This window comes from Ruegeria sp. BE9, from assembly GCF_056538765.1.
In genome coordinates this window covers 12,694-38,428 of sequence record NZ_JBQFTS010000004.1, presented here as the reverse complement: position 1 = coordinate 38,428, position 25,735 = coordinate 12,694, and the positions used below count along the sequence as shown (strand labels likewise).

The following is a 25,735-nucleotide window of genomic DNA, read 5'->3' as shown; positions in this document are numbered from 1 at the left end:
GTTCAGCCCCTCATTGCCTTGCCCTGAGGGTCATAGGGGGATGGCGCGACCACGCGAGCCGGACGCTCAACACCAACAACGTGGACGGTCAACTCCGTCCCCGGTTCTGCCTTGTCGCGATTCACCAGAGCCATCGCCAGAGACTTGTCGGTATAGTGCCCATAACCTCCGGAGGTTACAAAGCCCACACGCTCACCACCTGACCAAATCGGTTCATAGCCGCTGGCGTCAGCGTCCAGAGCATCCACCTCAAGCGTTACTTGAATCTGGGCGGGTCCGTTACCATCACGTTCGGCCAGTGCGGCCTCCTTCCCGATAAACGTTTTATCCCAATCGATCCAACGATCCATTCCTGTCATGCCGGGCGTGTACAGCTGTGTGAATTCCGCCGACCAGATGCCAAAGCTCTTTTCCAGCCGCGTCGAGAGCATAGCGTTAAAACCACATTCGCGTATGCCTTCGTCAGCCCCTGCTTCAAGCAGCATTCGGCGCAGTTTTATGTGATCGCCATACCTGCAGTTAATCTCATACCCTTTCTCACCAGTCACTGACATACGCGCCACTCGTGCGCGGACAAGACCGATATCGAAAGAGCCGCATCCCATGAATTTCAGGCTCGAGAGATCTTGTTCGGCCAGCTTTTCAACCACAGCCTGCGACTTAGGTCCAACAACGGCAAAGCCGCAGTATTCTTCGCCCAAATCGCGGACAGCCACGCCATCGATCATGTGATCATCGAACCAACGCATGTGCCAGGCGCGCAGGTAATAGCTGCCCATGATCCACCAGGTACCATCGCCCCAATTGAGCACTGTCAGATCGCCTTTGAGGCGCCCGTTCTCACCGAGCATCGGCGCCAATTTGGCGCGGCCCAGCGCAGGCAGTTTCGATGCCATGAGTTTGTCCAGCCAAACTTCGGCGTTCGGGCCGCTCACTTCGAACCGTGAAAAACCCGAGATGTCCAAAAGCCCCGCACCCTCGCGGATAACCTTGCATTCCTCAGCCACAATATCATGCGCATTCGAACGTTTCAGTGTCGGGGTTTCCTCGAAGCCTTTGGGCGCAAAGTACAGCGGCACCTCCAGATCCCAGCTGACACCCCACTTGCATCCGGCATCGGTCATCGCGTCGTGCGCCGGTGCCATTTTCAGCGGACGACCCGCTGGCAACTGTTCGTTTGGATAGGTCATCACGAACCGGCGGGAATAGAACTGCCCGGTGGTTTCGCGGATGTACCGCTTGTTCTGAGCGAAATCGCCATACCGCGCCACGTCCATTGGCCATGCGTCCGCCTCGGGCTCGCCATGGATCATCCACTCGGCCAGTGTCTTGCCAACGCCACCGCCCTGCAAGAAGCCCGCCATCACCGCACAGGCCGACCAGTATCCGCGTTTGCCCGGCACCGGACCGACCAGAGGGTTACCATCGGGTGAGAAGGTAAACGCGCCGTTCACCCACGTTTTGATGCCCACATTCTGGATGGATGGGTAACGTTCAAAGCCCAGGGTCAGTTCGTTCTCGATCCGGTCCAGCTGCTCTTGAAACAGTTCCTCACCATAGTTCCAGGGCGCGCCGTCCATGGCCCAATGTTCGTGATCAACCTCGTAGATGCCAACCAGAACGCCCTTTTGGTCCTGCCGCATATAGGTGAACCCTTCGAGGTCGACGGTCATCGGCATTTCAAAATCTGCCTGCGCCACCTCGGGCACAGTATCGGTGATCAAATAATGATGCTTGAGCGGAGAAACCGGCAGCTCGACACCCGCCATGCGCCCGACCTGTTTCGCCCAGAGACCGGCGGCATTGACCACGTGTTCGCAGGTGATCGTGCCCTTGTCGGTCACCACCTGCCAGCCATCATCAGTCTGGATAAGTTCTTCGACCTTGGTTTCTTCGTAGTATTCCGCGCCACGCTTCTTGGCCGCTGTCGCATAGGCCTGCACCGTGCCCGTCGTATCGATATAACCCTCGCGATCCGCCCACATGGCCCCCAGCACGCCATCGGTTGACATAATCGGACAGCGTTTCTGCGCCTCTTCCGGAGACAGCAACTCGCAATCATCAATGCCGATAGACTGAAAGATGCGATAGTTCGCTTGCAACCACTCCCACCGTTCCGGCGTCCCTGCCAAAGTCAGACCGCCAGTCATGTGTAAGCCGATGTTCTGGCCAGATTCCTTTTCGATCTCGCTGAGCAGGTCGATTGTATAAGCCTGCAACGACGCCATGTTTGGGTCGGCGTTCAGCGCATGGATACCACCCGCCGCATGCCATGAGGATCCCGACGCCAATCGCCGCCGTTCCAACATCACAACATCTGACCAACCGAATTTGGCCAAATGATACAGAACCGAGGCGCCCACGACGCCACCACCGATCACCACAACGCGATACTGAGATTTCATTCTGCCCTCCCCTGCACGGCACGAGAGGACGCTAGCCGCACTGTTCACTTCTGTCTAGACATTTATGTACAGTTCTCTTTGCACGAGTCCATCAACAAGAAATCACCGTTTTAAAGTTGGGCGCTGGGACGGGCGCTGACCTTGTCGAACCATGCAAGCGTGGCCGAATTTTCTTGCGGAATCCGCATCTTTATGACGCGCGCGAAATCGACAAACACATAGGCGGAAATGTCGGCCAAAGAGAACTCCGCCCCCGCAATAAATGGGCTATCTGTAAGACGCTCCTCCAACAAATCGAAGAAATGCCCAACCCGTGATGCACCACGTTGCGCCAGTTCTGGGATCTGAGTGTGATTCTCTGGGCCCGGGATCGCCCTATTGGCAAAAGCAGGATGCGTGTTGCGCAGTGTTTCGGCTATTGGCATTCCGCCCTGCTGCTCGACAATGCTGTTCCACATCAGAACTAGCCCCCGCTCATCCGGGGTACGCCCCATCAGCGGTGGTTCAGGGAATCGCGCCTCAAGGTAAGCTGCGATACCTAAGTTCTCCGACAGAGTCGTACCCTCATCTGTGACCAAAACAGGAATCGTCGCATTCGGATTAACTGCCTTGAACGCGTCGCTCAGCTGTTCACCCTTGGCTATAGAAATCTCACGAGTTTCGATCTCCAACCCTTTTTCCGCAATGAACATACGCGCACGCCGAGGGCTTGGTGCAGTAGAGCAATCATAAAACAGCATACAGGCGTTCCTTCGGATTAACGACGATAGATGAAACACCGCCCTTCAACGGCATCCTTTGGCAAAGGCAGTTCAGTCAGCCCATCGAAATACATCCGATCACTAGACACCATCAGTCCGCCCTCGGCCAACAGTGGCTCGATCAGGGGGGAAACCAGTCTGGCGAATGCGTCGTTCTTTTCACGGTTATGACCGCCGAGGTCGGCGTGAATCAGGCTGGCCGTCGGACCAAATCGACCAATAGAGGCCGGAAGTGTCTCGCGTACATCGCCAAGAATCACTCGATCTTCGGGCGGGGTTGAGTCCGGGTGGGATGCCACCGCGCGCTCAAACACGTAGACTGGGCGGTTTTTCACATACTGCACCATGTGATGATATGTTCGCCCATTGCCCAGCCCCAATTCGAACACTGGCCCCGTCATGCCGCGAGTCTCGGCAATGGCGAAATCCAGACAGGCGCGTTGCGACACCATACGGTCAATGAACAGATCCAGTCGGCTTTGATCGTCGGACACGGGGAAATCTCTCCTTGATATCAGTCGACTTGTCAGATGGTGCCGACAAGGCATGTGATGACAAATCCTCAAGACTTTGTGTAGGTAAATTGGCAACCGTTTCACAAATTCGCGACATTTCGGCCCAAGAACGGGTTTGACTAGTCTGCACCAACCGCGCGAAACTGCGACAAAAAACACGGGGAGTTGATCAAGCCGATGCCGACCTACGGCCCACCGGGTGGAAAACCCGCATGACAGCGTTGTTGTCTGTCCGCGATCTTAGCATCGGATTTGGTGCTGGCGAAGACGTCGTGAAAGGCGTGAGCTTTGACGTGGAGGCCGGACAGACGTTGGCTCTGGTCGGAGAGTCTGGGTCAGGAAAGACAATCACATGTCGGGCGGCTTTGCGGATTTTGCCGCGAACAGCCCAGATTCGAAACGGTACAATTACCCTTAATGATTCAAAGGGTACTGAGGACCTAACCCGGATCAGCGAAAAGCAGATGCGCAGCATTCGCGGCAATCGGATATCGATGATCTTTCAAGAACCGATGCGGTCTCTGTCCCCTCTGCACAAGATCGGCAATCAGGTTAGTGAGGTTCTCTGGCTGCACCGCAACGCGTCCGAAGCGCAGGCACGCAAAGAAGTCCTGACCCAGTTCGAACGCGTTGGTTTCCCCGACCCCCAACGCGCTTACGATTCCTACCCGTTTGAGTTGTCTGGCGGCATGCGTCAGCGCGCTATGATTGCCATGGCGATGGTTTCCAAGCCCGAACTTTTGATTGCGGACGAACCCACCACCGCACTTGACGTTACGACACAAGCGCAAGTGCTGGGCCTCATCAAAGAGTTGCAGCGTGAGACCGGCATGGCCCTCATCCTTGTGACTCATGACTTGGGCGTGGTCGCCAACATGGCCGAGCAAGTGGTCGTCATGCACAAGGGCCGTGTGATGGAGTCCGGCGCGGCAGCCCCCATCCTGACGGCTCCTGCGCATCCATATACCCAGCAACTCTTCAACGCCGCACCCGAAATTCCAGACGAGGATTCCGTAGGCATCCCCATGCCTGGCGAGGACCTAATCCTGCAGATGAAGGGCGTGTCAAAGACATATACCATGCGCTCCAGCAAAGGCTGGCAGGGCGATAAACTGATCCATGCCTGCCGCGGCGTTGATCTGAACCTGGCACGCGGAAAGACGCTGGCGATTGTTGGCGAAAGCGGATCGGGCAAAACCACGGCGGCCCGCATCGCGTTGGGGGCCGAGCCCCCCGATCCCGGCGGAGAGGTACTGTTTCGAACCTCGGCGGACGCAGACCCGATTACAGTGCACCACATGACCCGCGCCCAGCGCACCGCCTTTCAACGCAAGGCGCAGATGGTGTTTCAAGACCCCTACAGTTCACTCAGCCCCCGGATGCGTATTCAGGACGCGATGACTGAACCACTGGAGATTCACAATATCGGCTCAACCTCAGAACAGCGGGACAAGGCGGCCGAAATGCTGCAACGGGTCGGATTGAACGCCGATATGCTGAAACGCTACCCTCACGCTTTCTCAGGCGGCCAGCGACAGCGCCTTTCGATCGCGCGCGCCATGATGCTGGACCCTCAATTGATCGTCTGCGACGAGCCGACCTCGGCCTTGGATGTCTCGGTCCAGGAACAAATCCTAACACTGCTAGAAAACCTGCAGGACAGCCTGAACCTGTCCTATTTTTTCATCTCTCACGACCTTGCCGTTGTGGCGCGTATTGCCGACGAGGTCGCCGTGATGCGCAGGGGTCTGGTCGTCGAGCAGGCACCGCCCGAAACCCTTTTCTACAATCCACGCCACCCCTACACCAAGGCGCTGATCGCCGCTCAGCCTGAACCTGACATCAACCGCCCCATAGACCTGAAATTGGTTGCTTTGGGCGCAGGTTCGCCAGACAGTTGGGATGACGCCTTCCGATTTACGGACTCCGTGATACCTTCATTGGTAGAGATGGAGCCCGGCCATAAGGTAAGATGCCATGTTTAAGACCACTCGCCCTTTGTTTTTGGCCGCCACAATGGCCGCCGCTTGGATGCTGCCCGCCACGGCAGATACTCCGACCCCACAGGAAAGTATTTTTTGGGCGACCGAGGTGAATGCAGGTAACCTTCCACCCATTCAAGACCGCCTGCCAGAAGAGCCCTTAGTTGTTGATCTTGCTGCCAAAGGGCGTGAGTTTGGAACACCGGGCGGCACGTTGCGAACCATGGTCACTCGGTCCAAGGACATCCGACAAATGGTTGTCTACGGTTATGCCCGTTTGGTTGGATTCAACGAGAACTATGAGTTGGTACCCGACCTGTTGGAGTCCTTTGAGAGTGAAGATAACCGCAAGTTTACGCTGCACCTACGAGAAGGTCACAAGTGGTCAGATGGATCGCCTTTCACCTCCGAGGATTTTCGATACTGGTGGGAAGATGTTGCAAACAACGAACTTCTCAGCCCGTCAGGCCCCCCGGATTTTTTGATCGTCGAAGGCAAAACCCCAACCGTTTCTTTCCCAGACGAAACCACCATTGTTTATGAGTGGGAAGACCCGAACCCAGACTTCCTGCAATCTCTGGCTCAGGCCCGCCCACCTTTCATTTATCGTCCTGCAGAGTTTCTGAAACAGTATCACGAGAAATACGCAGACGCCGAGGAAATGGCCTTTCTGGTCGCAGATGCCCGCGTCAAAAGCTGGGCCGCGCTGCACAACAAGCTCGATAACCTCTACAAGTTCGACAATCACGAATTGCCCACTTTGCAGCCTTGGTTGAACGCAAGTTCGGGAAAGAAAATCCGGCATAATTTTGTGCGCAACCCCTACTACCACCGCATCGATAGCAACGGCGTGCAGCTACCGTATATCGACGTTGTCGAGATGGAGATCGTTGCACCCGGCCTGGTTGCAGCAAAGGCCAATGCAGGTGAAACTGACTTGCAAGGGCGTGGACTGGCATTCCGCGATGCCTCGATCCTGAAAAAAGGCGAAGAGGTTGGAAACTACAAGACGCGACTGTGGAAGACCGGCGTTGCCTCACAGATCGCTATTTACCCCAACTTGAACTTTACAGACGAGGGCTGGCGAGAGGTTCTGCGCGATGTACGTGTGCGTCGCGCACTTTCGCTGGCGATTGATCGCCAGACAATTAACCAGGCGTTGTACTTCAAACTGGCTCAGCCCGGTGCCATGTCGGTTCTGCCAGCGTCTCCGTTCTATAGTGAGGAGAACGCACAGGCTTGGGCCCAGTTCGATGTTGAACAGGCCAACGCCCTGCTGGATGAGGCCGGTCTGACCGAGCGAAGCAAGAACGGCATTCGCCTATTGCCTGATGGTCGACCGATGGAACTCATCATCGAAACCGCCGGTGAACGGCAAGAGGTCGAGAACGCACTACAGATCGTCACCGACACTTGGCGCGAGATCGGTGTTGATCTGGTGATGCGCCCTCTGGACCGCGACATTCTTCGCAACCGTGTGTTTGCGGGCAACACTATGGCCTCAGTTTGGTTCGGTTGGGACGACGGCATTCCGCAAACCCACACCTCTCCCGCCTATCTGGCACCGACAGATCAGGTATTTTTGGCTTGGCCCAAATGGGGCCAGTACTACCAAACTGGCGGCGATGTAGGCGAAGCCCCGGACATGCCCGAGGCCGAACGCCTGATGCAATTGGCCCATGACTGGGAAGTAGCCACAACAGACGATGAGCGTAAGGCCGTCTGGACTGAGATGCTGAATATCCACGCCGATCAGCTGTATGCCATCGGCATCCTGAACGGCGCACCGCAGCCGGTCGTTGTTTCGAACCGCCTTCGCAACGTGCCCGAACAAGCCATGTGGGCGTGGGAGCCCGGCGCGCATTTCGGCATTCACCGGCCGGACGAATTCTTTTTCGCCGACTGATCAGGAGCAGCTAAATGGTTATGCTGCGCTATGCAGTCTATCGCTTTTTCACGATGCTGCTGACGCTGCTGGTGGTGTCGGTTCTGATCTTCGTGATCATCAATCTGCCGCCCGGCGACTACCTCAGCAACCAAATTGCAGAGCTTCAGGCCTCGGGCCAATCCGCCGGTGTCGCCAAAGCTGAGTTTTTGCGCACCGAATATGCGCTGGACCGGCCCATTTGGGAGCAATACCTGATTTGGATGGGCTTTTGGCCTGGTCCGCACGGGTTCGAAGGTCTTTTGCAGGGTAACTACGGCTGGTCATTCGAATTCGACCGCCCAGTGGCCGAGATCGTGGGTGATACACTGTGGCTGACCGTGGTGGTTAATCTGGCCGCGATCCTGTTTGTCTATGCCGTGGCTCTGCCCTTGGGTGTCATTGCCGCCGCGCGATCACGAACTTGGATCGACTACACATCGGCCTTTGTGGGCTATCTGGGTCTAGCCACCCCAAACTTTCTGTTGGCGTTGATCCTGTTTTACTACGGTCACCGGTACTTTAACCTGCCCATTGGTGGTTTGATGGACCCTTCCTTCGAGGGTCAGCCGATGAGTTGGGAAAAGCTAAAGTCGATCCTAGTCCACCTCATCGTTCCAACTTTTGTTATTGGCACGTCTGGCGCCTCGGCGATGATGCAGCGTCTGCGTGCAAATATGCTGGATGAGCTGGGTAAGCCCTATGTGGAGACTGCCATCGCCAAAGGCATGGCGCCATCCAGGATGTTGGCGAAATACCCGCTGCGCGTCGCCTTCAACCCGTTCGTCGCAGATATCGGCAATCTACTGCCTTCGATGGTATCCGGTTCGGTTCTGGTCTCGGTTGTTTTGGGCTTGCAAACCATCGGGCCAACCCTGCTGACGGCTCTGAAAACTCAGGACCAATTCCTGTCTGCCTTTATCTTGATGTTCGTGGCTCTGCTGACCCTGATCGGCACCATGATATCTGACATCCTGCTGGTCATGCTTGACCCGCGCATCCGGTATGAGGGGCGTGAAGCATGACCAAACACCCTGACGGTCGTTATGTTGACGACGCCCCTTTTGATCCCGAAGCCTCTCTGCAGCAGCTTGAGCGTGCCGATCTGGACGCCCCAAACTGGGTGCTGGTCTGGCGCAAGTTCAAAACTCACAAGCTGGGCCTGATTTCGGGCATCTTCCTTCTGCTGTGTTATCTGATGCTGCCCTTTGCTGGTTTCATCGCGCCCTACGGTCCGAATGAACGCAACGGTGAGCACCTCTATGCACCACCGCAGAGCGTCAACTGGTTCTACGAAGGCAAATTCATTGGTCCCCACGTCTTTCCCATCGTGGCTGAGGCTGATCTTGAGACCTTCCAGTGGAAATTCGTTCCTGATCTGGAAGACCCGCGCCCAATCAAGTTTTTCTGTGAAGGGTCCGAATACAAGCTTGCCGGACTGATCAAATCCGACACCCACCTGTTCTGCGCCCCCGACGGCGCGACACTGTTCCTATGGGGTTCAGATCGACTGGGCCGAGACGTGTTCAGCCGCATCCTATATGGGGCGCAGTTGTCACTAACCGTCGGCCTGATCGGCATCACGGTGTCATTTGTTCTGGGTATACTTTTCGGATCCATCGCCGGATACTTCGGCGGCAAAATCGACTGGGTCATCAACCGAGTGATCGAAATCTTGCGCTCACTGCCGGAACTGCCTCTCTGGCTGGCTCTGTCTGCTGCGGTCCCGTCAAACTGGAGCCCGGTTGCGGTTTTCTTCATCATCTCGATCATCCTAGGGATACTCGACTGGCCGGGTCTTGCACGTTCAGTACGCGCAAAATTCCTGTCCTTACGGGAAGAGGAATACGTGCGTGCAGCGGAAATGATGGGCGCAAGCTCGGGCCGGGTTATTCGAAAGCACCTGCTGCCGAATTTCATGTCGCACCTCATCGCTTCGGCCACCCTTTCGATCCCCGCAATGATCCTTGGGGAAACGGCTCTTAGCTTCCTTGGTCTGGGCCTCCGGGCACCAGCGGTCAGTTGGGGTGTGATGCTGAACGACGCACAGAACCTCGCGTCGATCGAGATATACCCGTGGACAGCGATTCCGATGCTGCCGATCATTGTGGTCGTCCTCGCCTTCAACTTCCTTGGCGATGGATTACGCGACAGTCTGGATCCGTATCAGCAATGAGCCTGCTCTCCACCCTCCCAGCCGCGGACAGTTATACTACGACCGGCAAAGGAGCGCGCCCAAGTGCATTTGCCGTTTCCGAATTAGCGACGGCAAGTTTTGCGGCCGTCGGGCAGGAAATGGCACGTCTGATGGCCGCTTTAAACCTGGCAGGAAGCGCGCCCAAGGTTGAGGTCGACCATCGCCTGGCCTCGTTATGGTTTGGTTATTCCTTTAAGCCTGACGGTTGGGACATGCCGAGCCTTTGGGATGCAGTGGCTGGCGATTATCAAGCCTCTGACGGCTGGATCCGGCTACACACCAACCTTCCACATCACCGAGCCGCAGCATTGAAGGTTCTTGGCGTCAAAGCGGACCGTGATGCTGTTTCTCAGGCCCTGAAAGATTGGGCCATCGCCGAACTGGAAACCACAATCGTGGCCGAGGGTGGCGTTGCTGCAGCAATGCGCAGTCGCAGCGAATGGTTGGAACATCCTCAGGGTCGAGCTGTATCGCGTGACCCGCTGATCGGCTGGCATAGCCCCCGTCACGTAAAACTGCGAGAGAGGCCTGAAGCAACGGCAAAACGCCCATTGGCGGGGTTACGTGTTCTGGATCTCACCCGTGTTTTGGCTGGCCCTGTTTCCACTCGAACGCTTGCAGGGTTCGGAGCCGAAGTTCTGCGCATCGACCCTCCGGGTTGGGATGAACCCGGCGTAATCCCCGATATCTCCCTAGGCAAGCACTGTGCTTACCTGAATCTGAAAACGCCATCTGGCCTCAAGACACTGCAAGAACTCCTGCCGCAAGCCGATGTCTTTGTTCACGGCTACAGACCGGGCGCGTTGGATGCTCTTGGGCTCAGCAAGCTCAAAAGGGATGAAATTGCCCCGAACCGGATCGAAGTTACCCTGAACGCCTATGGGTGGCAGGGGCCTTGGTCAGCGCGTCGCGGTTTCGATAGCCTTGTCCAGATGAGTGCTGGCATCGCTGATACAGGCCGCGCTTGGGCCAAGGCTGAAAAACCTACGCCCCTTCCGGTTCAGGCACTGGATCACGCAACTGGCTATCTGATGGCCGCCGCCGTCTTGTCGGCCATGGCAGAGGCCGCGTCTGGGAACTCTGTCATGCTTTCCCAATTGTCACTGGCACGCACGGCCGAATTGCTTGCTGCATTGGCAAAAACCGAGGCGGAAGGCGAAATCACAAACGCCTCACCAGAAGACTACTTGGCGGATCAAGAGGCGTCGGGTTGGGGTCCTGGTCTGCGCTTGCGACCCGCTGTCAAAGTTGCAGGGACCGACATGCAATGGTCGCTCCCTGCTTCAAAATGCGGCTCTTCGAATCCAGTCTGGCCCTCCCCCAAGTCGTAAGCTTTCCGCCGCGCGGGACGCGCGGCTTGACCCAACGCTTTGAGCGTTTGTCTCGCTAGAGACATGCCTCAAAGGGGCGGGAGCCGCCCCTAGCGATCATCCCCGCTTGGTCCGATATCGTCCAGGTAATCCTCATCAATCGCCGCCTGCACTGCACCGGTCACGGCCTCACGCTGTTTCGGAGAGAGATCTTCCGGGTCTTTGCCTTCGGCCAGCCGCACAGTAACTTCGCGATGAGCGAATTTGATGCCTTCTCGGGCAAACAGCTCGCGGATTTCCTGATAGACCTTCTTGCGCACAAGCCACTGATCCCCAGGCTTGGTCATGAACTTGACCCGAATGATCATCGCAGAATCCTGCATCTCGATCACACCCTGCGACTTTAGAGGCTGGATAAAGTTATCACCGATCACCGGATCACTCAGCAACTGCTGCCCCAACTTTTTGATCAGCTTACGGACCTTTTCGACATCCGTGTCATACGTGACTCGCAAAGGTAGTTTCATGATCACCCAGTCGCGGGAATAGTTGGTCAGCACCTTGATTTCGCCAAATGGGATGGTGTTCAGCGCACCCAAATGGTGCCGTAGCTGGAACGACCGGACTGAGATTTTCTCGACAGTCCCCTTAACATCACCAATATCGATGTATTCCCCTTTGCGGAAAGCATCATCCATCAGGAAAAACGCGCCAGAGAAGATATCCCGAACCAGTGTTTGCGATCCAAAGCCCACGGCCAGACCGACCACACCAGCACCTGCAAACAACGGGCTGACGTTGATGCCCACTTCCATCAGAACAATTAGGGCTATGGTCACGACAACCACTGCAAGGATCGCGCCTCTGAACAGGGGCAACAGCGTAGCTAGCCGGCTTTGACCACCTTCGCCGCCTTCATCCCCCAATTCAGCTTCTTCTCCGCCGTCATCGACCTCTTCGGCGATTTTCGTATCGATCCAAATGCGGAAGAAATGGAACAGGATGTAGCCGATGAAAAGGATGACCATCACGTCCAAGGCCCGCTCAACGGGCAGGTCTTCGCTCCAGCTGGCATCAGGGTTCCAGATAACCACCAGCGCATAAATCCCTACCACAAAGGCAAGAATGCCTGCCACGCGACGGGCCAAATCCTCATAAGTCAGGATGCTTTGCTTGCGCCGCTCGGCCTCAACTGTTTCAAAGTGTTCCTCGACCTCTGCAAGAGTGTCAGCCTCGGCATTCAGCTCTTCCATCTGCCTATTGCGGTCGAAGTACCGTTCCAGCAGATAGTTCATTGCTCCATAGGCCACGACAACCGACATGAAAATTGCGTAACTGCTGGCCACGATCGGAATTGAGTTTTCATTTTCGAGCACCAAATCGACAGCCAGCTTGAACCAGCTGAACACGATATAGACGATCAAAACGGGGGCCCATGCGTAAGAAATGGATCGCGCAATCCACGACACCTGGTCCGGTGCGCGCCCTCCTCGGATAGCGTTTGAAATGGCGCGGGCATTGAACAATATCATCAGAACGTTGCCCAGCGCCCCAAACATGGTCAGACTACCGTAGACCATCGCATAGACGTTGTAGTTCAGCCCGAAATCCGCGACCCAGGTTGAAAACAGAACAACCGAAATATCATAAGTCGCAAGTGCCGACGCCCAGAAATACAGGCGTTTTGCGTCTCGATCCGAAAACGGCGGCAGGCGATACTGGCTGAGGTACGGAGACAACACCATCCGCCACAGGTCTGACACCGTACGAGACAAGAAGAAGGCCGTGAAAATCGCAGTGACCGTGAATTGAATCGACAGGTCTTCGGCTTCACCAAAGAACAAATACCCAACGATCAACGCCATCAGCATCGCAAAGATGGTGCCGCCGATGCCCATGACAAATCGAAACACGAGGAACGGCATTTTTTCCCGGTAACCTTGGGGGTCCTCTTTGGACCTGGCGACAACCAGTTTCTTGGCCATACGCTTGCCGTAGATTTCTGTGGACAGCCATCGGCCCAGCAAAAGGAACAAAACGTTCCAAACCAACACCTCGACATAGGTTTGGATACGGCCGTCAGGGCTGGTCTGACGCAGAATGTACTGCACTTCGAATATCGAATAAGGCAATGCCTGAAGACGAGAATGCATGGACTCGCGGAACTTCGAGAACCTCTCCTGCGCCTTCATCAACTGAGAGCCATCCCCCATCGGGTCATGTGGCACATCAGCTGCCGAACCGCTTGCCTGCCCCCCAGAAGAGACAACTTGCCCAGCGCTGTCGATCACAATCACGCTCGCTCCGGCTTCGGTCGCAGCTTGGATCGCGGCGGCAATGTCACCTTCCGCGCTTGTGTCCTCTGTAGTGTCGGAACCTGACCCATAACCGGGGATCAGGGACGTCTGCGCTGTTGCCTGGGTGACAAAGGCTGCTGCGAACACCCAGAGCACAAGGGCGATACCAGCAAACTGTTTGAGTTTCATCGGGTTTTCTGTCCAATTCACGTGTTGCACCACAGATTACATAAGCTCCTGCTTCGGTTCAAATATTCCGATAACATCTTCTCGATAACGTGTCGGTCCGTGTTCACGATGCAATGTTTGCATCAAGAGTGTTTGCAAGCATGCAAAAACTGAATATGACCACCCGGAGACACTTACAGAACGGCTGCGCAAGAGGACGCCGGCATAGTCAGATGCGGCCCCGAAAAGCGCCCGGAAGAGGTTGTTGCCATTTCGCAATGTTTTTGATTTTGCGAGATGTTACCAACCCCTTTGGCAAGCAGTCACAAAGAATATACGGTAACGGGTGTAAACGCGCGGATTTGCACTGAGAAACACAACAGGCGAAGGCATGAGCCTAGGAATACAAAACGACACAAACGGCCGGGCGCCGCGCATCTTGTTCTACAGCCACGACACGTTCGGATTGGGCCATCTGCGGCGCTCGCGCGCATTGGCCGGAGCTATTACGCAGGCCAATCCCCAGGCATCGGCACTGATCCTGACAGGATCACCGGTTGCAGGTCGGTTCACATTTCCGCGTCGGGTCGATCACGTGCGCCTGCCCGGCGTGACCAAACGCGCCGATGGATCTTATGCCGCGCAAACAATCGGCATGGGGATCGAGGAAGTCACTGAATTGCGATCTGGGCTGATTCAGACCGCTGTTCAGCAATTCGACCCAGATGTCCTAATCGTGGATAAAGAACCCACTGGCTTTCGTGGAGAGTTGTTGCCCACGCTGGAAAACCTGCTGCATTCACACCGTACTAAACTTGTTCTGGGCTTACGCGACGTGTTGGACGAGCCCGAGGTTCTGGCAGCTGAGTGGGAGCGAAAAGAAGCGGTTTCCGCGACCGAAAAATTCTATGACGAAATCTGGGTGTACGGACTTAACTCGATCTATGACCCGACAAAGGGTCTGCCACTCAGTCAGGCCACTCAAGCACGCATCCACTGGACAGGCTACCTGCGTCGCGATCTTGGCCCAGTAGGTGAGCCGCCTGAACAGCCCTATTTCCTGATCACGCCCGGCGGCGGTGGCGACGGTAAGGCTATGGTGAACCTAGTTCTTTCGGCCTACGAAAAAGACCCGACACTGTCACCGCGTGCCGTACTGGTGTATGGCCCCTTCCTTTCTGGTGAACTGCGCGAAGAATTTGAGACCCGCGTTGCCGCGCTGAACGGGCGGGTAACGGCCGTTGGCTTCGAATCCCAAATCGAAACACTGTTTGCGGGTGCTGCAGGCGTGGTTTGCATGGGCGGCTACAACACATTCTGTGAGGTTTTGTCCTTTGACAAACGTGCCGTCATCGTTCCCCGCACCACACCGCGTTTGGAACAGTGGATTCGCGCATCACGTGCTGAGGGTCTGGGCCTTGTTCGGATGTTGGACGAGAACCGCGACGGACTGACACCTGATGCAATGATTCAGGCAATCCGCAACCTGCCTACTCAGCCGCTGCCATCCGAAACAATGAAAGATGGGCTGCTAGATGGTTTGGCTTATGTCACTGATCGCGTAGATGCTCTTCTCAGCCGGGAACAGAAACGAGCTACCGGATGAAAACAACTCAGCCGAACCTGGCGGTGTTGGTCAAAGGATGGCCGCGCCTCTCCGAGACGTTTATCGCACAGGAACTGGTCGCCTTGCAGGAGGCGGGTCACAGATTCGATATCTGGTCCCTACGCCACCCGACGGATGTGAAGCGTCATCCCCTGCACGATCGCTTCAGTGGTCAGGTGCATTACCTGCCAGAATACCTCTACCAGGAACCCCAACGCGTCTGGGCTGCGCGTCGAGTAGCGCGGGAATTGCCCGGTTATGCCAAGGCTTATCAAGTCTGGCGCGCAGACCTGCGCCGTGATCCGACCCACAACCGCATCCGACGGTTCGGTCAAGCCTGCGTTCTTGCCGCTGAATTACCCGAAGAGACCCGTGTCATGTACGCGCATTTCATGCACACGCCTTCTTCTGTCGCGCGCTATGCCGCCATTATGCTCGGTCTGCCCTGGAGTTTTTCAGCGCACGCTAAGGATATCTGGACCTCGCCCGAATGGGAAAAGACCGAGAAATTGCATGAGAATACTCACGGCGCGGCCTTTGGGGCGACCTGCACTGCCATCGGCGCAGAACACTTGCGCAGCCTGGCCGACGATCCGTCTCGCGTTGAATTGATTTACCACGGGCTGGACCTGGCCCGCTTTCCAGCGCCACCTCAACGCGCAACACGTTCACCGGACGGTCCATTTCACATGATGTCCGTGGGACGTTTGGTCGAGAAAAAAGGCTTTGATCGACTGATCGACGCCTTTGCCTTGCTGCCCGAAACGCTCGATTGGCACTGGACCCATATTGGTGGCGGTACACTTAGCGAGCAGCTTCGTGTCCGCGCCGAAGCCGCCGGAGTTTCATCCCGTATCACTTGGAAAGGGGCTTGCGACCAACCCGAGGTCATTGAAGCTATGCGAGCAGCCGACCTGTTTGTCTTGCCTAGTCGGGTTGCGGAAGATGGGGATCGTGATGGTTTGCCCAACGTTTTGATGGAGGCAGCATCACAGCTCTTGCCGATCCTTTCGACTCCGGTCTCTGCAATTCCAGAATTCATTGATACCGGAACGCATGGTGTGCTGTCTGATGACGCACCTGCGGCGCTGACAGACGCCATTATTCACCTTGCGGCTGAACCTCAAGAGACAGCGCGCATGGCAACCGCCGCCTACGATCGCCTAATTGCTGACTTCCGAATGGATCCGGGAATTGCGCTACTGTCCAAGCGCCTAAGCGCTTTGGGGGCGGGCAAAGCCTGATGTCTCGGATCGCCTTTTACACTCCGATGAAAGCGCCCGACAGTCCGGTGCCGTCAGGGGATCGTGAAATGGCGCGCAATCTGATGCAGGCTATTGCCGCGCAGGGGGACAACGTCGATCTGGTGTCCCGGCTTCGGATCTATGACAAGCACGGCGATCCGAGTGAGCAAACGGTTTTGAAGGCCAAGGCTGAAGCCGAAGCCAGAAGGCTGATCTCGGAAATGCCCGAAGACACGTTCCTTTGGGTGACTTATCACAACTATTACAAGGCACCGGACCTGCTGGGGCCACTCGTGTGCAAAGCCCGCAAAATTCCTTACGTGCAACTGGAAAGTACGCGCGCGACCAGCCGTCTGAACGGGCCTTGGGCCGAGTTCGCCAAATCCGCGCACGATGCCTGCGATGCAGCGCAGGTAATCTTTTATCACACGGCCAACGATTTGATCACGTTGGAGCGAGAGAAGTTCGGAAACCAAAAGCTTGTTGAGTTGCCGCCTTTCCTACCCATCCATGACTTGCCGCCAGCATCCACATGCGATGGCCCCATGCTTACCGTTGGTATGATGCGACATGGGGATAAACTGGCATCATACAAAATCCTTGCAGAAACGCTGGTGCATCTTGACGGTGACTGGTCATTGAACATTGCCGGCGATGGTCCCGCGCGCGAGGACGTCGAAGCGTTGATGGCACCATTCGGCGAGAAGGTTCGGTTTTTGGGCCAGCTCGACCGAAAAACGCTGCAGACTTTGTACGCTTCGGCCTCAGTGTTGATTTGGCCCGGCGTGAATGAAGCCTATGGGATGATTTACCTTGAAGCGCAGGCCAATGGCGTGCCGGTTGTAGCACAAGACCGACCGGGTGTTCGTGACGTACTGGCACCATCCGTTTATCCGCCTGTTGACGCAAGATCAGAAGGTCTGGCCGCCAGACTAAAGCTCCTTTTGGGCGACCAAGCGTTGCGCTTGTCACTTGGGGCGGATGCCCGCAGGTGTGTGGCCGAACGCCATCTCATGCCCGCAGCAACTGAACGATTTTGGCAGGCAGCCCGGCCTTTGGTGGAGACTACGTCATGACCCGCCTCGCTCTGCTGCGCCATGGGCATACCCACTGGAATCGTGCTGGACGCATTCAGGGACGCAGCAACATACCCTTGGACAATGAGGCTCGTTCCGCTCTGGCAGCTCAACGGTTGCCTGCGCCGTGGGATGAAGCAAACCTTTGGTCCAGCCCACTGCAAAGGGCTCGCGAAACCGCAAAGCTGGTAACCGGGTGCGAACCACAGACCTCGGACGCTTTGACAGAAATGAACTGGGGCGATTGGGAAGGTCTGCGCGGAGAGGATTTGATTGCCGAATCTAACAGTGGTTACCAGCACATCGAAAGCTGGAGTTGGGAGTATCGCCCGCCAAATGGTGAAAGCCCAGCAGAGGTCTGGGCTCGGCTAAAACCCTGGCTGGATGGATTGCAGGGTGACACTGTTGCCGTTTGCCATATCGGGGTTATGAGGGTCATTCTTGCACGCGCTTGGGGATGGGACTTCGACGGACCAGCCCCATTTAAGATCAAACGCAACCGCCTCTATGTCGTGGACTTGGCAACGCTGACGGCCCTACCCGAGCCTGTACGCCTGATCGGTACGGAGGCTTCGGCATGAAAGTCATGATCATCGTCACTCATTTGCTCGGTACAGGGCACTTGAGCCGAGCCCTGACTCTGGGCCGCGCATTTGTGGCAGATGGGCATGAAACGTTTGTTGTATCAGGAGGCATGCCAGCACCCCAGTTGGACAGCACAGGAATGTCGTTGCTGGGTTTACCTCCTCTCCGCTCGGACGGGACTGACTTCACACGCCTGCTTACCCAAGATGGGGATGTCGCCGACACAGCTTATCTGAAAGCGCGTGAGACCGCGTTGGTTGAAGCCGTTCGCAGCTTTGGCCCAGAAGTGTTGATTACCGAGCTGTATCCATTTGGTCGTCGATCACTGGCTGCAGAGTTCAACGCCGCCTTGGATGCGGCCCAAGAATTGGCACTTCGCCCTGTGGTTCTAGGCTCGATCCGCGACATACTTGCCCCTCCTTCAAAACCTTCCAAAGCGGAACGCGCTGAAGAAATCGTAGGCCGGTATTACGACGGAATTCTCGTCCACTCGGATGAAAAGGTCATTCCGCTGGAGACCAGCTGGCCAGTTAGGGATGCTTTGCGCGATAGACTTTACTACACCGGTTTCGTCGCGCCCGCGGCGCCTTCGCCACATCCGGATGCAATCGGAAAGGGTGAAATACTGGTGAGCGCAGGTGGTGGGTCTGTAGGCCAACCGATCTTTCACGCGGCCATTGAGGCCGCCCGCAAGATGCCCAGTAGTCGCTGGCGCCTGCTGGTGGGTGGACAGGATGCAAAGGCACGCATTGCTCAGCTAAAGAAGCGGGTCGGAGACGCCCCGATTACACTGGAACCCGTGCGCCCTGATTTCCGCCAGATGCTACCCCACGCAACAGCTTCGGTCAGTATGTGCGGCTACAACACCGCATTGGACATTCTGCAATCCGGAACACCCGCTGTGTTCATTCCCTTTGACGATGGAAAAGAGGTTGAACAGGGTCTACGGGGGAAAAGCCTGTCCGATCTCTCTGCGATTGCTGTGCTGGAAAGCCGAGATCTGAGCGGTGAAGCATTGGCAAAGGAGTTGACTGAGGTAATCTCTGCCGGCCCTCGCAAGAGAGCTACTCAAGGGTTCAATGGAGCCGTCAAGTCCGTCGAAATCGCGAAACGACTGAGGGCGGAGGCATGACCATAGATTGGCGTCCTTTGGATAACGAACTTGACGCTTGGCAGGCTCAGGGCCTGACGTTCCCGCTGTGGTGGCGCGACGATGATGCCGTAACTACAACTCCGCAACTTGATAGACTAACTCGATTGTCGGAAACCCTCGGGCTGCCTGTTCATCTGGCGATCATACCAAGGGATGCAGACAATGATTTGGTTCATCATGTTGGGCGCCGCCCGACGCTGATCCCGGTCGTACATGGATGGGGGCATCTTAATCACGCACCATCGACTGAAAAGAAATCCGAATTTCGGATGCATCGGCCATTGGAAGAGATTGTTCAAGACGCTCACGCCGGGCTGCAACAACTGCAAGCCAAGTTCGGCGACCAACTTTGTCCGTTGTTCGTACCGCCATGGAACCGGATCGCGCCTGAAGTCGTTCAAGAGTTACCGACATTGGGCTATCGCATCCTATCGACCGCGACACCGCGCAAAACTGCAGTGCCCGTGACCGGTTTGGAGCAGATCAACACCCACCTTGATCCAATCGACTGGCGCGGGACACGTGGGCTGGCGGCCTCGAACACATTGGTATCTCAAGTGACGCAAATGTTGTGTGATCGGCGCGAAGGCCGGGCCGACAATGCGGAACCTTTCGGCGTATTGACCCACCATCTTGTCCATGATCAAGACATTTGGACCTTTACCGAAGACCTGTTGCGCAGACTGCTGAACGGGCCAGGTCGCGCCTGGACTGCACAACAACAAAAACAAACCGGAGACCCCGAATGAGCCGACTGGATTCCATGCTGCGCCGCCTGACTGCCCAAAGAGACGGGTTGAACTGGGCGGCCGCTCAGGTTGCGGATCAGGGCGGTGATGTTCTGGATATGGGGCTGGGCAATGGGCGCACTTATGATCACCTGAGGGAAATCATGCCCAACCGGCGCATTTGGGTGATGGACCGAGTACTACAATGCCATCCCTCCAGCACCCCGCCGGCCGAGGATTTTTTGCAGGGTGAAGCAGAACCCATGTTGAAAAAACTTGCCGCAAAAGGGCCGACGATTGCCTTGGCGCACTATGACTTTGGACGTGGCATCAAAGAAGACGACGTCGCCGAAGCAGCGCGCCTCAGCCCCTTGATTGCCAAAGTAATTGTACCCGGGGGCTTGCTTATCTCAGGGCAACCTCTTGTAGGGTTTCAACAAATCAACGGACCCGAAACAATCGCGCCGGACCGGTACCTGTTCTATCGGGCCTGATCAGGCAACACGCCGCCCACGTGACCAGACGCCATTCAGTGCCGGTACACCTTCTTGCATTCGAAACCGGATCACATCCGCGCGGGCACCGGCGCGCAATTCGCCGCGGTCCTCAAGCTCCACGACTTGAGCAGGAGTCTGCGTTACGGTCTTTAGTCCGCGCGCCATGTTGCCCCACATCTCACCCAAACGAGCCGCTGACAACAACAGCGCCGCGGGCACGTAGTCCGAAGACAAAATATCCAGATGCCCCATCTCGGCCAGCTCCTGAGCTGCGACGTTACCGGAGTGAGAGCCGCCCCGGATCACATTCGGAGCTCCCATCATAACCTTGATATCGTGTTTATGGCAGGCGTGGGCGGCTTCGACGGTTGTGGGAAACTCAGCCAGCCGAATACCGTGGCCAGCCGAAATGCGCACCTGTTCATCCGTCGTGTCGTCGTGACTGGCTAACATAGCGCCAAAGCGCGAGGCCGCCTTGACCGTTTCAAACTCGTGCCTGTCGCCGTATTGGTCCCTTAACCCTTTCAATTGCGCGACATGCTGCATGAAAGTGTCGTCATCAAACCCATGCTTCCCTTTGAGGTAGGCTTCGAGTTTTGAGATGTCGCGGAACTGTCGCTGCCCTGGGGTGTGATCCATTAGCGAGACTAACCGCACGCGATCTTCCGGACCGAATTCATCCAATTCATCCACCAGCGTTTCAGAACAGACCTCGGCCCTCAGATGCAGGAAATGGCTGATTTTCAAAGCATCCTGATCCCGCAATTGCCAAAGCTCACGCGATAGGCCGCGCGCATATTTCAGGTAACGCGCCTGTCCGCTTGGGATTGAGCCAACGCGCATCGCGTCAAATACGGTGGTGATGCCAGTGCTGGCCAATTCAGCATCATGGGCCAGAATGGCTGCCGCATGCGGCCAGTCGACTTTTGGGCGTGGCTGGATATGCCGTTCGAGGTTATCTGTATGCAACTCGACCAAACCTGGGCAGACGTAGTCTTTGCCGCAATCAATTGCGCCCGCTGGAACCGAGCTGCCTGTGGCAATCTCTGCGATCGTCTCGCCCACCATCCGCACGCTGCCTGTAACGGTCTCTTCCGGAAGAACCAGCGTGGCATTGGCAAGGATCATTTCTTCTGTCATCTGAACTTCACACGGTCTGAGCTATTGGTAAGGCCACGCATAGGAGGCCAATGTGACATTCACGCGATACGCGCTTTACTTCGCGCCCCCAGCCGGGGCTGAATGGACCAATTTTGCAACCCAATGGCTGGGCTGGGACATGTTGTCTGGCCAAGAGGTGACGCATCCCGTGATTGACGGCGTGGATGTCGCGGCCGTCACGGAAGTACCACGCAAATATGGCCTGCACGCCACGATAAAACCGCCTTTCCGGCTGCGGGAAGGGCAGTCTGTAGAAGCACTGAAGGAGGCTTGCACACAGCTCGCGAAGTCTCAGCCGCAGGTTAAACTGGGCGGGTTGGAAATTGCCCGGCTTGGTCGCTTCCTCGCTCTGCGCCCGCTTGGCAGTGAAGCCCGTCTGAACGCGCTTGCAGCCGCGTGTGTGCGAGATCTGGACGATTTTCGCGCCCCGGCTTCTGAGGCCGAGCTGGAACGCCGGCGTGCCGGAGGCCTGAGCGCGGAACAGGACGCCAATCTGGTTCAATGGGGTTATCCCTACGTCATGGACGCCTTCCGTTTTCATATCACCCTCAGCAGCAAGCTGAACAAGGCATCTTTGGCGACGGTCCAAGCAGAACTGCAATCGCGACTTGGACCCTTGCTGCCTTCGCCTTTCTACATCGGCGATCTGGCATTGGTGGGAGAAGCAGGCGACGGAAGGTTTCACTTGATCCATCGCTATGCCCTTTCCGGCTGAAGCTGCAAAAGGATGGTGTTGAGTGTTTCGTCCAAAGACCCGGAATTGTCGACTTCGATTACCCGTTTGAGCCCTTCCGGTAAGGGGCTGCTTGCACGCGCCAGCCTTCGTGCCTGTTCCGGTGCGCGTTCGCGGGCGCGCATCGAAAGGCGTCTTGCAAGCACCTCGGCATCGGCGGTCAGAGAAATCACAATCAGATCCCCAAACACCTCTTGTGCCCGCAGCAATACGGATCGGGACAGGTTTACCAACACTGCATCTGCATTGAGCCTGAGATCTTCAATTTCAGTAGGTACCCCATAAAATAATTCGTGCGCGAACCAGTGGAGTGCGAAGGCATCTTGGGCCGTCATCTGGTGAAAAGTTTGTTCTGACACCCGGTCAAAGTCTTCGCCGTCTTCCCCTTCGGGACGGGTGATCACCCGACGCATCCGACAAATACCAGGAACACGCGCGTCCAATGCTTCCATTACGCTGTCTTTGCCAACGCCCGAAGGACCGACAACTGCTATGACCGGTGCAATCTTCATGCGGCCAATCCGGGGGTAAAGTCCGATACGTTTATCTCACGATCGCAGACACGCTCACGCGCCCCAACGTCATGGAAAATCCCCACAATTGCAGCACCGCGTGCCTTGGCCTCTTCGATCAAGGACAGGACTGTTTCGCGATTTTGCACATCTAAAGACGCGGTAGGTTCATCAAGCAGCATCGCCGGATAGTCATGCGCGAACCCGCGAGCAATATTCACCCGTTGCTGTTCGCCGCCAGAAAATGTCGTCGGACTCAGCGACCAGAGCCGTTCGGGAATATTCAGCCGCGCCAGCAGGCCAGCGGCTTTGTCCAGCGCCACTTGCCTGTTACACCCAATGGCCAGGAACGGCTCTGCCACGACGTCCAGCGTTGGCACACGAGGCACAACCCGGAGAAATTGGCTGACATAGCCCAACGTTTCCCGTCGCAGCGCCAGAATCTCGCGCGGCTCAGCTTGAGCCACATCCAAGCCACCAACCATAACCTGCCCTGAGGCGGCCAAATAATTTCCGTAGATCACCCGCATCAGAGTGGACTTACCCGCCCCTGACGCCCCTGTAAGCGCCACACATTCACCCGGTCCAACCCTGAGTGAGGCCCCCTCCATCACTGGGATAACTGCACTGCCCTGATTGTGCAGCGTAAAGCTCTTGCAGACGTCCTTAAGCTCAATCATCGCCTTCATCCTCAAACCTGCAGAACACTGGATACAAGCAATTGTGTGTAACCGTGTTGCGGGTCATCCAGCACCTGGTCGGTCAGACCAGCCTCAACAACATGCCCGTCCTTCATAACCATCAACCGGTCTGCCAATAGACGAACAACTGCCAGATCATGGGTGACGATGATGGCACTCAGCCCCATCTCACGGACCAAACCGCGCAACAGGTCCAGCAAACGTGCTTGGACCGAGACATCCAGCCCTCCGGTCGGCTCGTCCATGAACACCAGCCGAGGTCCCGTCACCAGATTGCGCGCTATTTGCAGGCGTTGCTGCATCCCGCCCGAGAAAGCGGTCGGGCGGTCATCCACGCGGCTCTCGTCAATCTCGACACGCCCTAGCCAATCAATCGCCCGGTTACGGATTTCGCCGTAGTGTCGATCGCCGACCGCCATCAGACGCTCACCGATATTACCGCCGGCACTCACCGACATACGCAGCCCATCGCGAGCGTGTTGATGAACAAAGGCCCAGTCGGTTCGGCCAAGCATCCTTCGTGCAGGTTCCGACATGGTGACCGTGTCAACAGGGCCATCTGCGCGTGTATCAAAAACAACGCGCCCTTCATCAGGTACCAAATGCCCCGCGAGGCAATTCAACAGAGTCGACTTGCCCGAACCGCTTTCACCGACGATCCCCATTACCTCACCTGGATAAAGGTCGAAACTAACACCAGTGCACCCGATCCGCGCACCATATGTTTTCCTGATGTCCTGAACGCTCAGCAGGGGTGTCATAGCGGTCACCTCGGATCGTAGGCAAATTCAATCCGGTTGCCGCCAGGCTCTCGGATCATGAAGTGGATTTTAGGGCCCGCGCCTGACGTTTCCGGAGCGAACTCGACCTCGACCCCAGGCCAGTCTTTGATCGCGTCAAAAACAGCATTAAGCGCTGCCTCATCAGGCACTTTGAAAGCAACGTGGTGCAGGCCCACATTGGCATGGCGGTCGAACCCACGCGGGTTGTCACCTTTCTGTTGCCAAAGGGTCAAAACAGCCGCGCCATTGCTGATAAAGGCAGACGGGTATTCCGGCTTGCCGCCAACAACGTCCCAACCCAAAGCACCGACAAAGAACCCTTTGGTGGCCTCTAGGTCTGATACTGTCAGACCTAGATGATCGATACCCAGTACGTTCTCGCGCATCATGCCGCGTCCTCCTTGCTTAAGCGTCCTTCGTGACCCTGCTCGCGGCGGGACCGACAGTAATCGGTGTCGGAACAGACAAACATCCGGTTACCAGCGTCATCCATGATCACCTCGTCCAAATAGCTGTCCTCAGCACCACATAAGTCGCACGGATGGTTGGCCTTCGTGGCCTCAAACGGATAATCTTCAAAATCCAGACTGACGACTTTGGTGTGCGGAGGAACAGCGTAAATGCGTTGCTCGCGGCCAGCCCCAAACAGCTGGATTGCATCCATTTCAAGCTTGGGGTTGTCAAACTTCGGGATGGGAGAAGGATCCATCACATAGCGGTCCGAGACTTTCACCGGATAAGCGTAAGAGGTCGAGATCGCCCCATGCTGGCTGATATCCTCGTAAAGCTTCACATGCATCAGCCCGTATTCCTCAAGACTGTGCATCTTGCGGGTCTCGGTTTCTCGCGGCTCGAGGAAACGCAGAGGTTCCGGGATCGGCACCTGATAGACAAGGATCTGATCCTCGGTCAGCTTTGCCTCGGGAATGCGGTGGCGCGTTTGTATGACCGTTGCCTCTTCGGTTTTCTCGGTCGTCGCCACTCCGGCGGTGTTTTCAAAGAACTTTCGGATCGAGACAGCATTGGTCGTATCATCCGCGCCCTGATCGATCACCTTGAACGTGTCATCGGGTGTCAAAGCCGCCGCGGAAACCTGAACGCCCCCTGTACCCCAACCATATGGCATCGGCATCTCGCGGCTCGCGAACGGCACCTGATATCCAGGAACTGCTAACCCCTTGAGGATCGCCCTTCGGATCATACGCTTGGTTTGTTCGTCCAAATATGCGAAATTATACTCATTCATTTGATTACCGCTTTGTTTTTATGGTGTTGTTGTGGACGTTTTCCTGAGTTGTTCGTTCTTCGTTATTCTTTTTATTTATGTGCTTTGGCATCGCAGTCAGGATCGAAGGCGACGCCGTGCGATGCGACGTGACACGTCGGATCAATGGAGAG

The 25,735-nt window shown here is 56.4% G+C and carries 23 protein-coding genes; 13 read left to right on the top strand and 10 right to left on the bottom strand.

All coding sequences use genetic code 11. The annotated features are described in order from the left end of the window. Positions 1 to 2: 2 nt before the first annotated feature. The 3 genes from ACR0EO_RS12910 to ACR0EO_RS12900 all read right to left on the bottom strand — a co-directional run bounded on the left by ACR0EO_RS12910 (position 3) and on the right by ACR0EO_RS12900 (position 3,660). On the bottom strand, positions 3 to 2,405 hold the full coding sequence (locus ACR0EO_RS12910; RefSeq protein WP_480690520.1) for a GcvT family protein: 2,403 nt from the start codon (positions 2,403 to 2,405) through the stop codon (positions 3 to 5). 110 nt (positions 2,406 to 2,515) lie between these two features. Next, a complete protein-coding gene (locus tag ACR0EO_RS12905; RefSeq protein WP_480690517.1) occupies positions 2,516 to 3,145 on the bottom strand; it encodes a glutathione S-transferase family protein in 630 nt (209 codons plus the stop codon). 17 nt (positions 3,146 to 3,162) lie between these two features. Beyond that, on the bottom strand, positions 3,163 to 3,660 hold the full coding sequence (locus ACR0EO_RS12900) for a class I SAM-dependent methyltransferase (RefSeq protein WP_480690515.1): 498 nt from the start codon (positions 3,658 to 3,660) through the stop codon (positions 3,163 to 3,165). A 233-nt stretch (positions 3,661 to 3,893) separates the two neighbouring features. Here ACR0EO_RS12900 and ACR0EO_RS12895 point away from each other — a divergent pair, with 233 nt between their 5' ends. The 5 genes from ACR0EO_RS12895 to ACR0EO_RS12875 are packed head-to-tail and all read left to right on the top strand — an operon-like array spanning position 3,894 to position 11,115. Further along, positions 3,894 to 5,666, top strand: a complete 1,773-nt coding sequence (locus tag ACR0EO_RS12895) for an ABC transporter ATP-binding protein (protein ID WP_480690513.1) — start codon at positions 3,894 to 3,896, stop codon at positions 5,664 to 5,666. Then, positions 5,659 to 7,569, top strand: a complete 1,911-nt coding sequence (locus tag ACR0EO_RS12890; RefSeq protein ID WP_480690511.1) for an ABC transporter substrate-binding protein — start codon at positions 5,659 to 5,661, stop codon at positions 7,567 to 7,569. Before ACR0EO_RS12895 ends, ACR0EO_RS12890 begins: the two co-directional genes overlap by 8 nt. Before the next feature lie 14 nt (positions 7,570 to 7,583). After that, positions 7,584 to 8,612 (top strand): ABC transporter permease, encoded by a 1,029-nt coding sequence (locus ACR0EO_RS12885; protein ID WP_480690509.1) that lies wholly within the window; start codon positions 7,584 to 7,586, stop codon positions 8,610 to 8,612. Continuing rightward, positions 8,609 to 9,763: an ABC transporter permease gene (locus ACR0EO_RS12880; protein ID WP_480690507.1), complete on the top strand. Its 1,155-nt coding sequence runs from the start codon at positions 8,609 to 8,611 to the stop codon at positions 9,761 to 9,763. Before ACR0EO_RS12885 ends, ACR0EO_RS12880 begins: the two co-directional genes overlap by 4 nt. Further along, positions 9,760 to 11,115 (top strand): CoA transferase, encoded by a 1,356-nt coding sequence (locus tag ACR0EO_RS12875; RefSeq protein WP_480690505.1) that lies wholly within the window; start codon positions 9,760 to 9,762, stop codon positions 11,113 to 11,115. The genes ACR0EO_RS12880 and ACR0EO_RS12875 overlap by 4 nt, the downstream gene beginning before the upstream one ends. Positions 11,116 to 11,204: 89 nt before the next feature. Here ACR0EO_RS12875 and ACR0EO_RS12870 read toward each other — a convergent pair whose 3' ends face one another. Beyond that, positions 11,205 to 13,580 (bottom strand): mechanosensitive ion channel domain-containing protein, encoded by a 2,376-nt coding sequence (locus tag ACR0EO_RS12870; RefSeq protein ID WP_480690503.1) that lies wholly within the window; start codon positions 13,578 to 13,580, stop codon positions 11,205 to 11,207. A gap of 370 nt (positions 13,581 to 13,950) precedes the next feature. Here ACR0EO_RS12870 and ACR0EO_RS12865 point away from each other — a divergent pair, with 370 nt between their 5' ends. From ACR0EO_RS12865 to ACR0EO_RS12835, 7 genes are read left to right on the top strand one after another with little or no spacing between them, the layout of a single operon-like run. Beyond that, positions 13,951 to 15,165, top strand: coding sequence for a glycosyltransferase family protein (locus tag ACR0EO_RS12865; protein ID WP_480690501.1), 1,215 nt, complete (start codon positions 13,951 to 13,953; stop codon positions 15,163 to 15,165). After that, on the top strand, positions 15,162 to 16,409 hold the full coding sequence (locus ACR0EO_RS12860; RefSeq protein WP_480690499.1) for a glycosyltransferase family 4 protein: 1,248 nt from the start codon (positions 15,162 to 15,164) through the stop codon (positions 16,407 to 16,409). Before ACR0EO_RS12865 ends, ACR0EO_RS12860 begins: the two co-directional genes overlap by 4 nt. Next, entirely contained in the window at positions 16,409 to 17,485 is a 1,077-nt protein-coding gene (locus ACR0EO_RS12855; RefSeq protein WP_480690497.1) for a glycosyltransferase family 4 protein, read from the top strand. The genes ACR0EO_RS12860 and ACR0EO_RS12855 overlap by 1 nt, the downstream gene beginning before the upstream one ends. After that, positions 17,482 to 18,066 carry a histidine phosphatase family protein gene (locus ACR0EO_RS12850; protein WP_480690495.1) on the top strand — a complete coding sequence of 195 codons (585 nt, stop codon included), beginning with the start codon at positions 17,482 to 17,484 and terminating at the stop codon, positions 18,064 to 18,066. Before ACR0EO_RS12855 ends, ACR0EO_RS12850 begins: the two co-directional genes overlap by 4 nt. Continuing rightward, positions 18,063 to 19,202 (top strand): glycosyltransferase family protein, encoded by a 1,140-nt coding sequence (locus ACR0EO_RS12845; RefSeq protein WP_480690493.1) that lies wholly within the window; start codon positions 18,063 to 18,065, stop codon positions 19,200 to 19,202. Before ACR0EO_RS12850 ends, ACR0EO_RS12845 begins: the two co-directional genes overlap by 4 nt. Continuing rightward, positions 19,199 to 19,972, top strand: a complete 774-nt coding sequence (locus ACR0EO_RS12840; RefSeq protein ID WP_480690491.1) for a polysaccharide deacetylase family protein — start codon at positions 19,199 to 19,201, stop codon at positions 19,970 to 19,972. Before ACR0EO_RS12845 ends, ACR0EO_RS12840 begins: the two co-directional genes overlap by 4 nt. Continuing rightward, on the top strand, positions 19,969 to 20,445 hold the full coding sequence (locus ACR0EO_RS12835; protein ID WP_480690489.1) for a class I SAM-dependent methyltransferase: 477 nt from the start codon (positions 19,969 to 19,971) through the stop codon (positions 20,443 to 20,445). The genes ACR0EO_RS12840 and ACR0EO_RS12835 overlap by 4 nt, the downstream gene beginning before the upstream one ends. On the opposite strand, the gene ACR0EO_RS12830 is transcribed toward ACR0EO_RS12835, so the two are convergent. Then, on the bottom strand, positions 20,446 to 21,588 hold the full coding sequence (locus ACR0EO_RS12830; protein ID WP_480690487.1) for an alpha-D-ribose 1-methylphosphonate 5-triphosphate diphosphatase: 1,143 nt from the start codon (positions 21,586 to 21,588) through the stop codon (positions 20,446 to 20,448). Between the two features lie 52 nt (positions 21,589 to 21,640). On the opposite strand from ACR0EO_RS12830, the gene ACR0EO_RS12825 reads away from it, so the two are divergent. Beyond that, positions 21,641 to 22,324, top strand: coding sequence for a DUF1045 domain-containing protein (locus ACR0EO_RS12825; RefSeq protein WP_480690485.1), 684 nt, complete (start codon positions 21,641 to 21,643; stop codon positions 22,322 to 22,324). On the opposite strand, the gene ACR0EO_RS12820 is transcribed toward ACR0EO_RS12825, so the two are convergent. Genes ACR0EO_RS12820 through ACR0EO_RS12800 form a run of 5 tightly spaced genes read right to left on the bottom strand, consistent with a single transcriptional unit; the run spans position 22,306 to position 25,583 of the window. Beyond that, positions 22,306 to 22,854 (bottom strand): phosphonate metabolism protein/1,5-bisphosphokinase (PRPP-forming) PhnN, encoded by a 549-nt coding sequence (locus ACR0EO_RS12820; protein ID WP_480690483.1) that lies wholly within the window; start codon positions 22,852 to 22,854, stop codon positions 22,306 to 22,308. The genes ACR0EO_RS12825 and ACR0EO_RS12820 overlap by 19 nt on opposite strands. Next, the gene (phnL, locus tag ACR0EO_RS12815; RefSeq protein WP_480690481.1) at positions 22,851 to 23,534 is read right to left on the bottom strand and encodes a phosphonate C-P lyase system protein PhnL; all 684 of its coding nucleotides are present in this window, start codon (positions 23,532 to 23,534) and stop codon (positions 22,851 to 22,853) included. The genes ACR0EO_RS12820 and phnL overlap by 4 nt, the downstream gene beginning before the upstream one ends. Positions 23,535 to 23,545: 11 nt before the next feature. After that, positions 23,546 to 24,316, bottom strand: coding sequence for a phosphonate C-P lyase system protein PhnK (gene phnK / locus ACR0EO_RS12810; RefSeq protein ID WP_480690479.1), 771 nt, complete (start codon positions 24,314 to 24,316; stop codon positions 23,546 to 23,548). 5 nt (positions 24,317 to 24,321) lie between these two features. Beyond that, positions 24,322 to 24,726 (bottom strand): VOC family protein, encoded by a 405-nt coding sequence (locus tag ACR0EO_RS12805; RefSeq protein WP_480690477.1) that lies wholly within the window; start codon positions 24,724 to 24,726, stop codon positions 24,322 to 24,324. Continuing rightward, positions 24,723 to 25,583 (bottom strand): alpha-D-ribose 1-methylphosphonate 5-phosphate C-P-lyase PhnJ, encoded by an 861-nt coding sequence (locus ACR0EO_RS12800; RefSeq protein WP_480690475.1) that lies wholly within the window; start codon positions 25,581 to 25,583, stop codon positions 24,723 to 24,725. Before ACR0EO_RS12800 ends, ACR0EO_RS12805 begins: the two co-directional genes overlap by 4 nt. Positions 25,584 to 25,735: the final 152 nt, after the last annotated feature.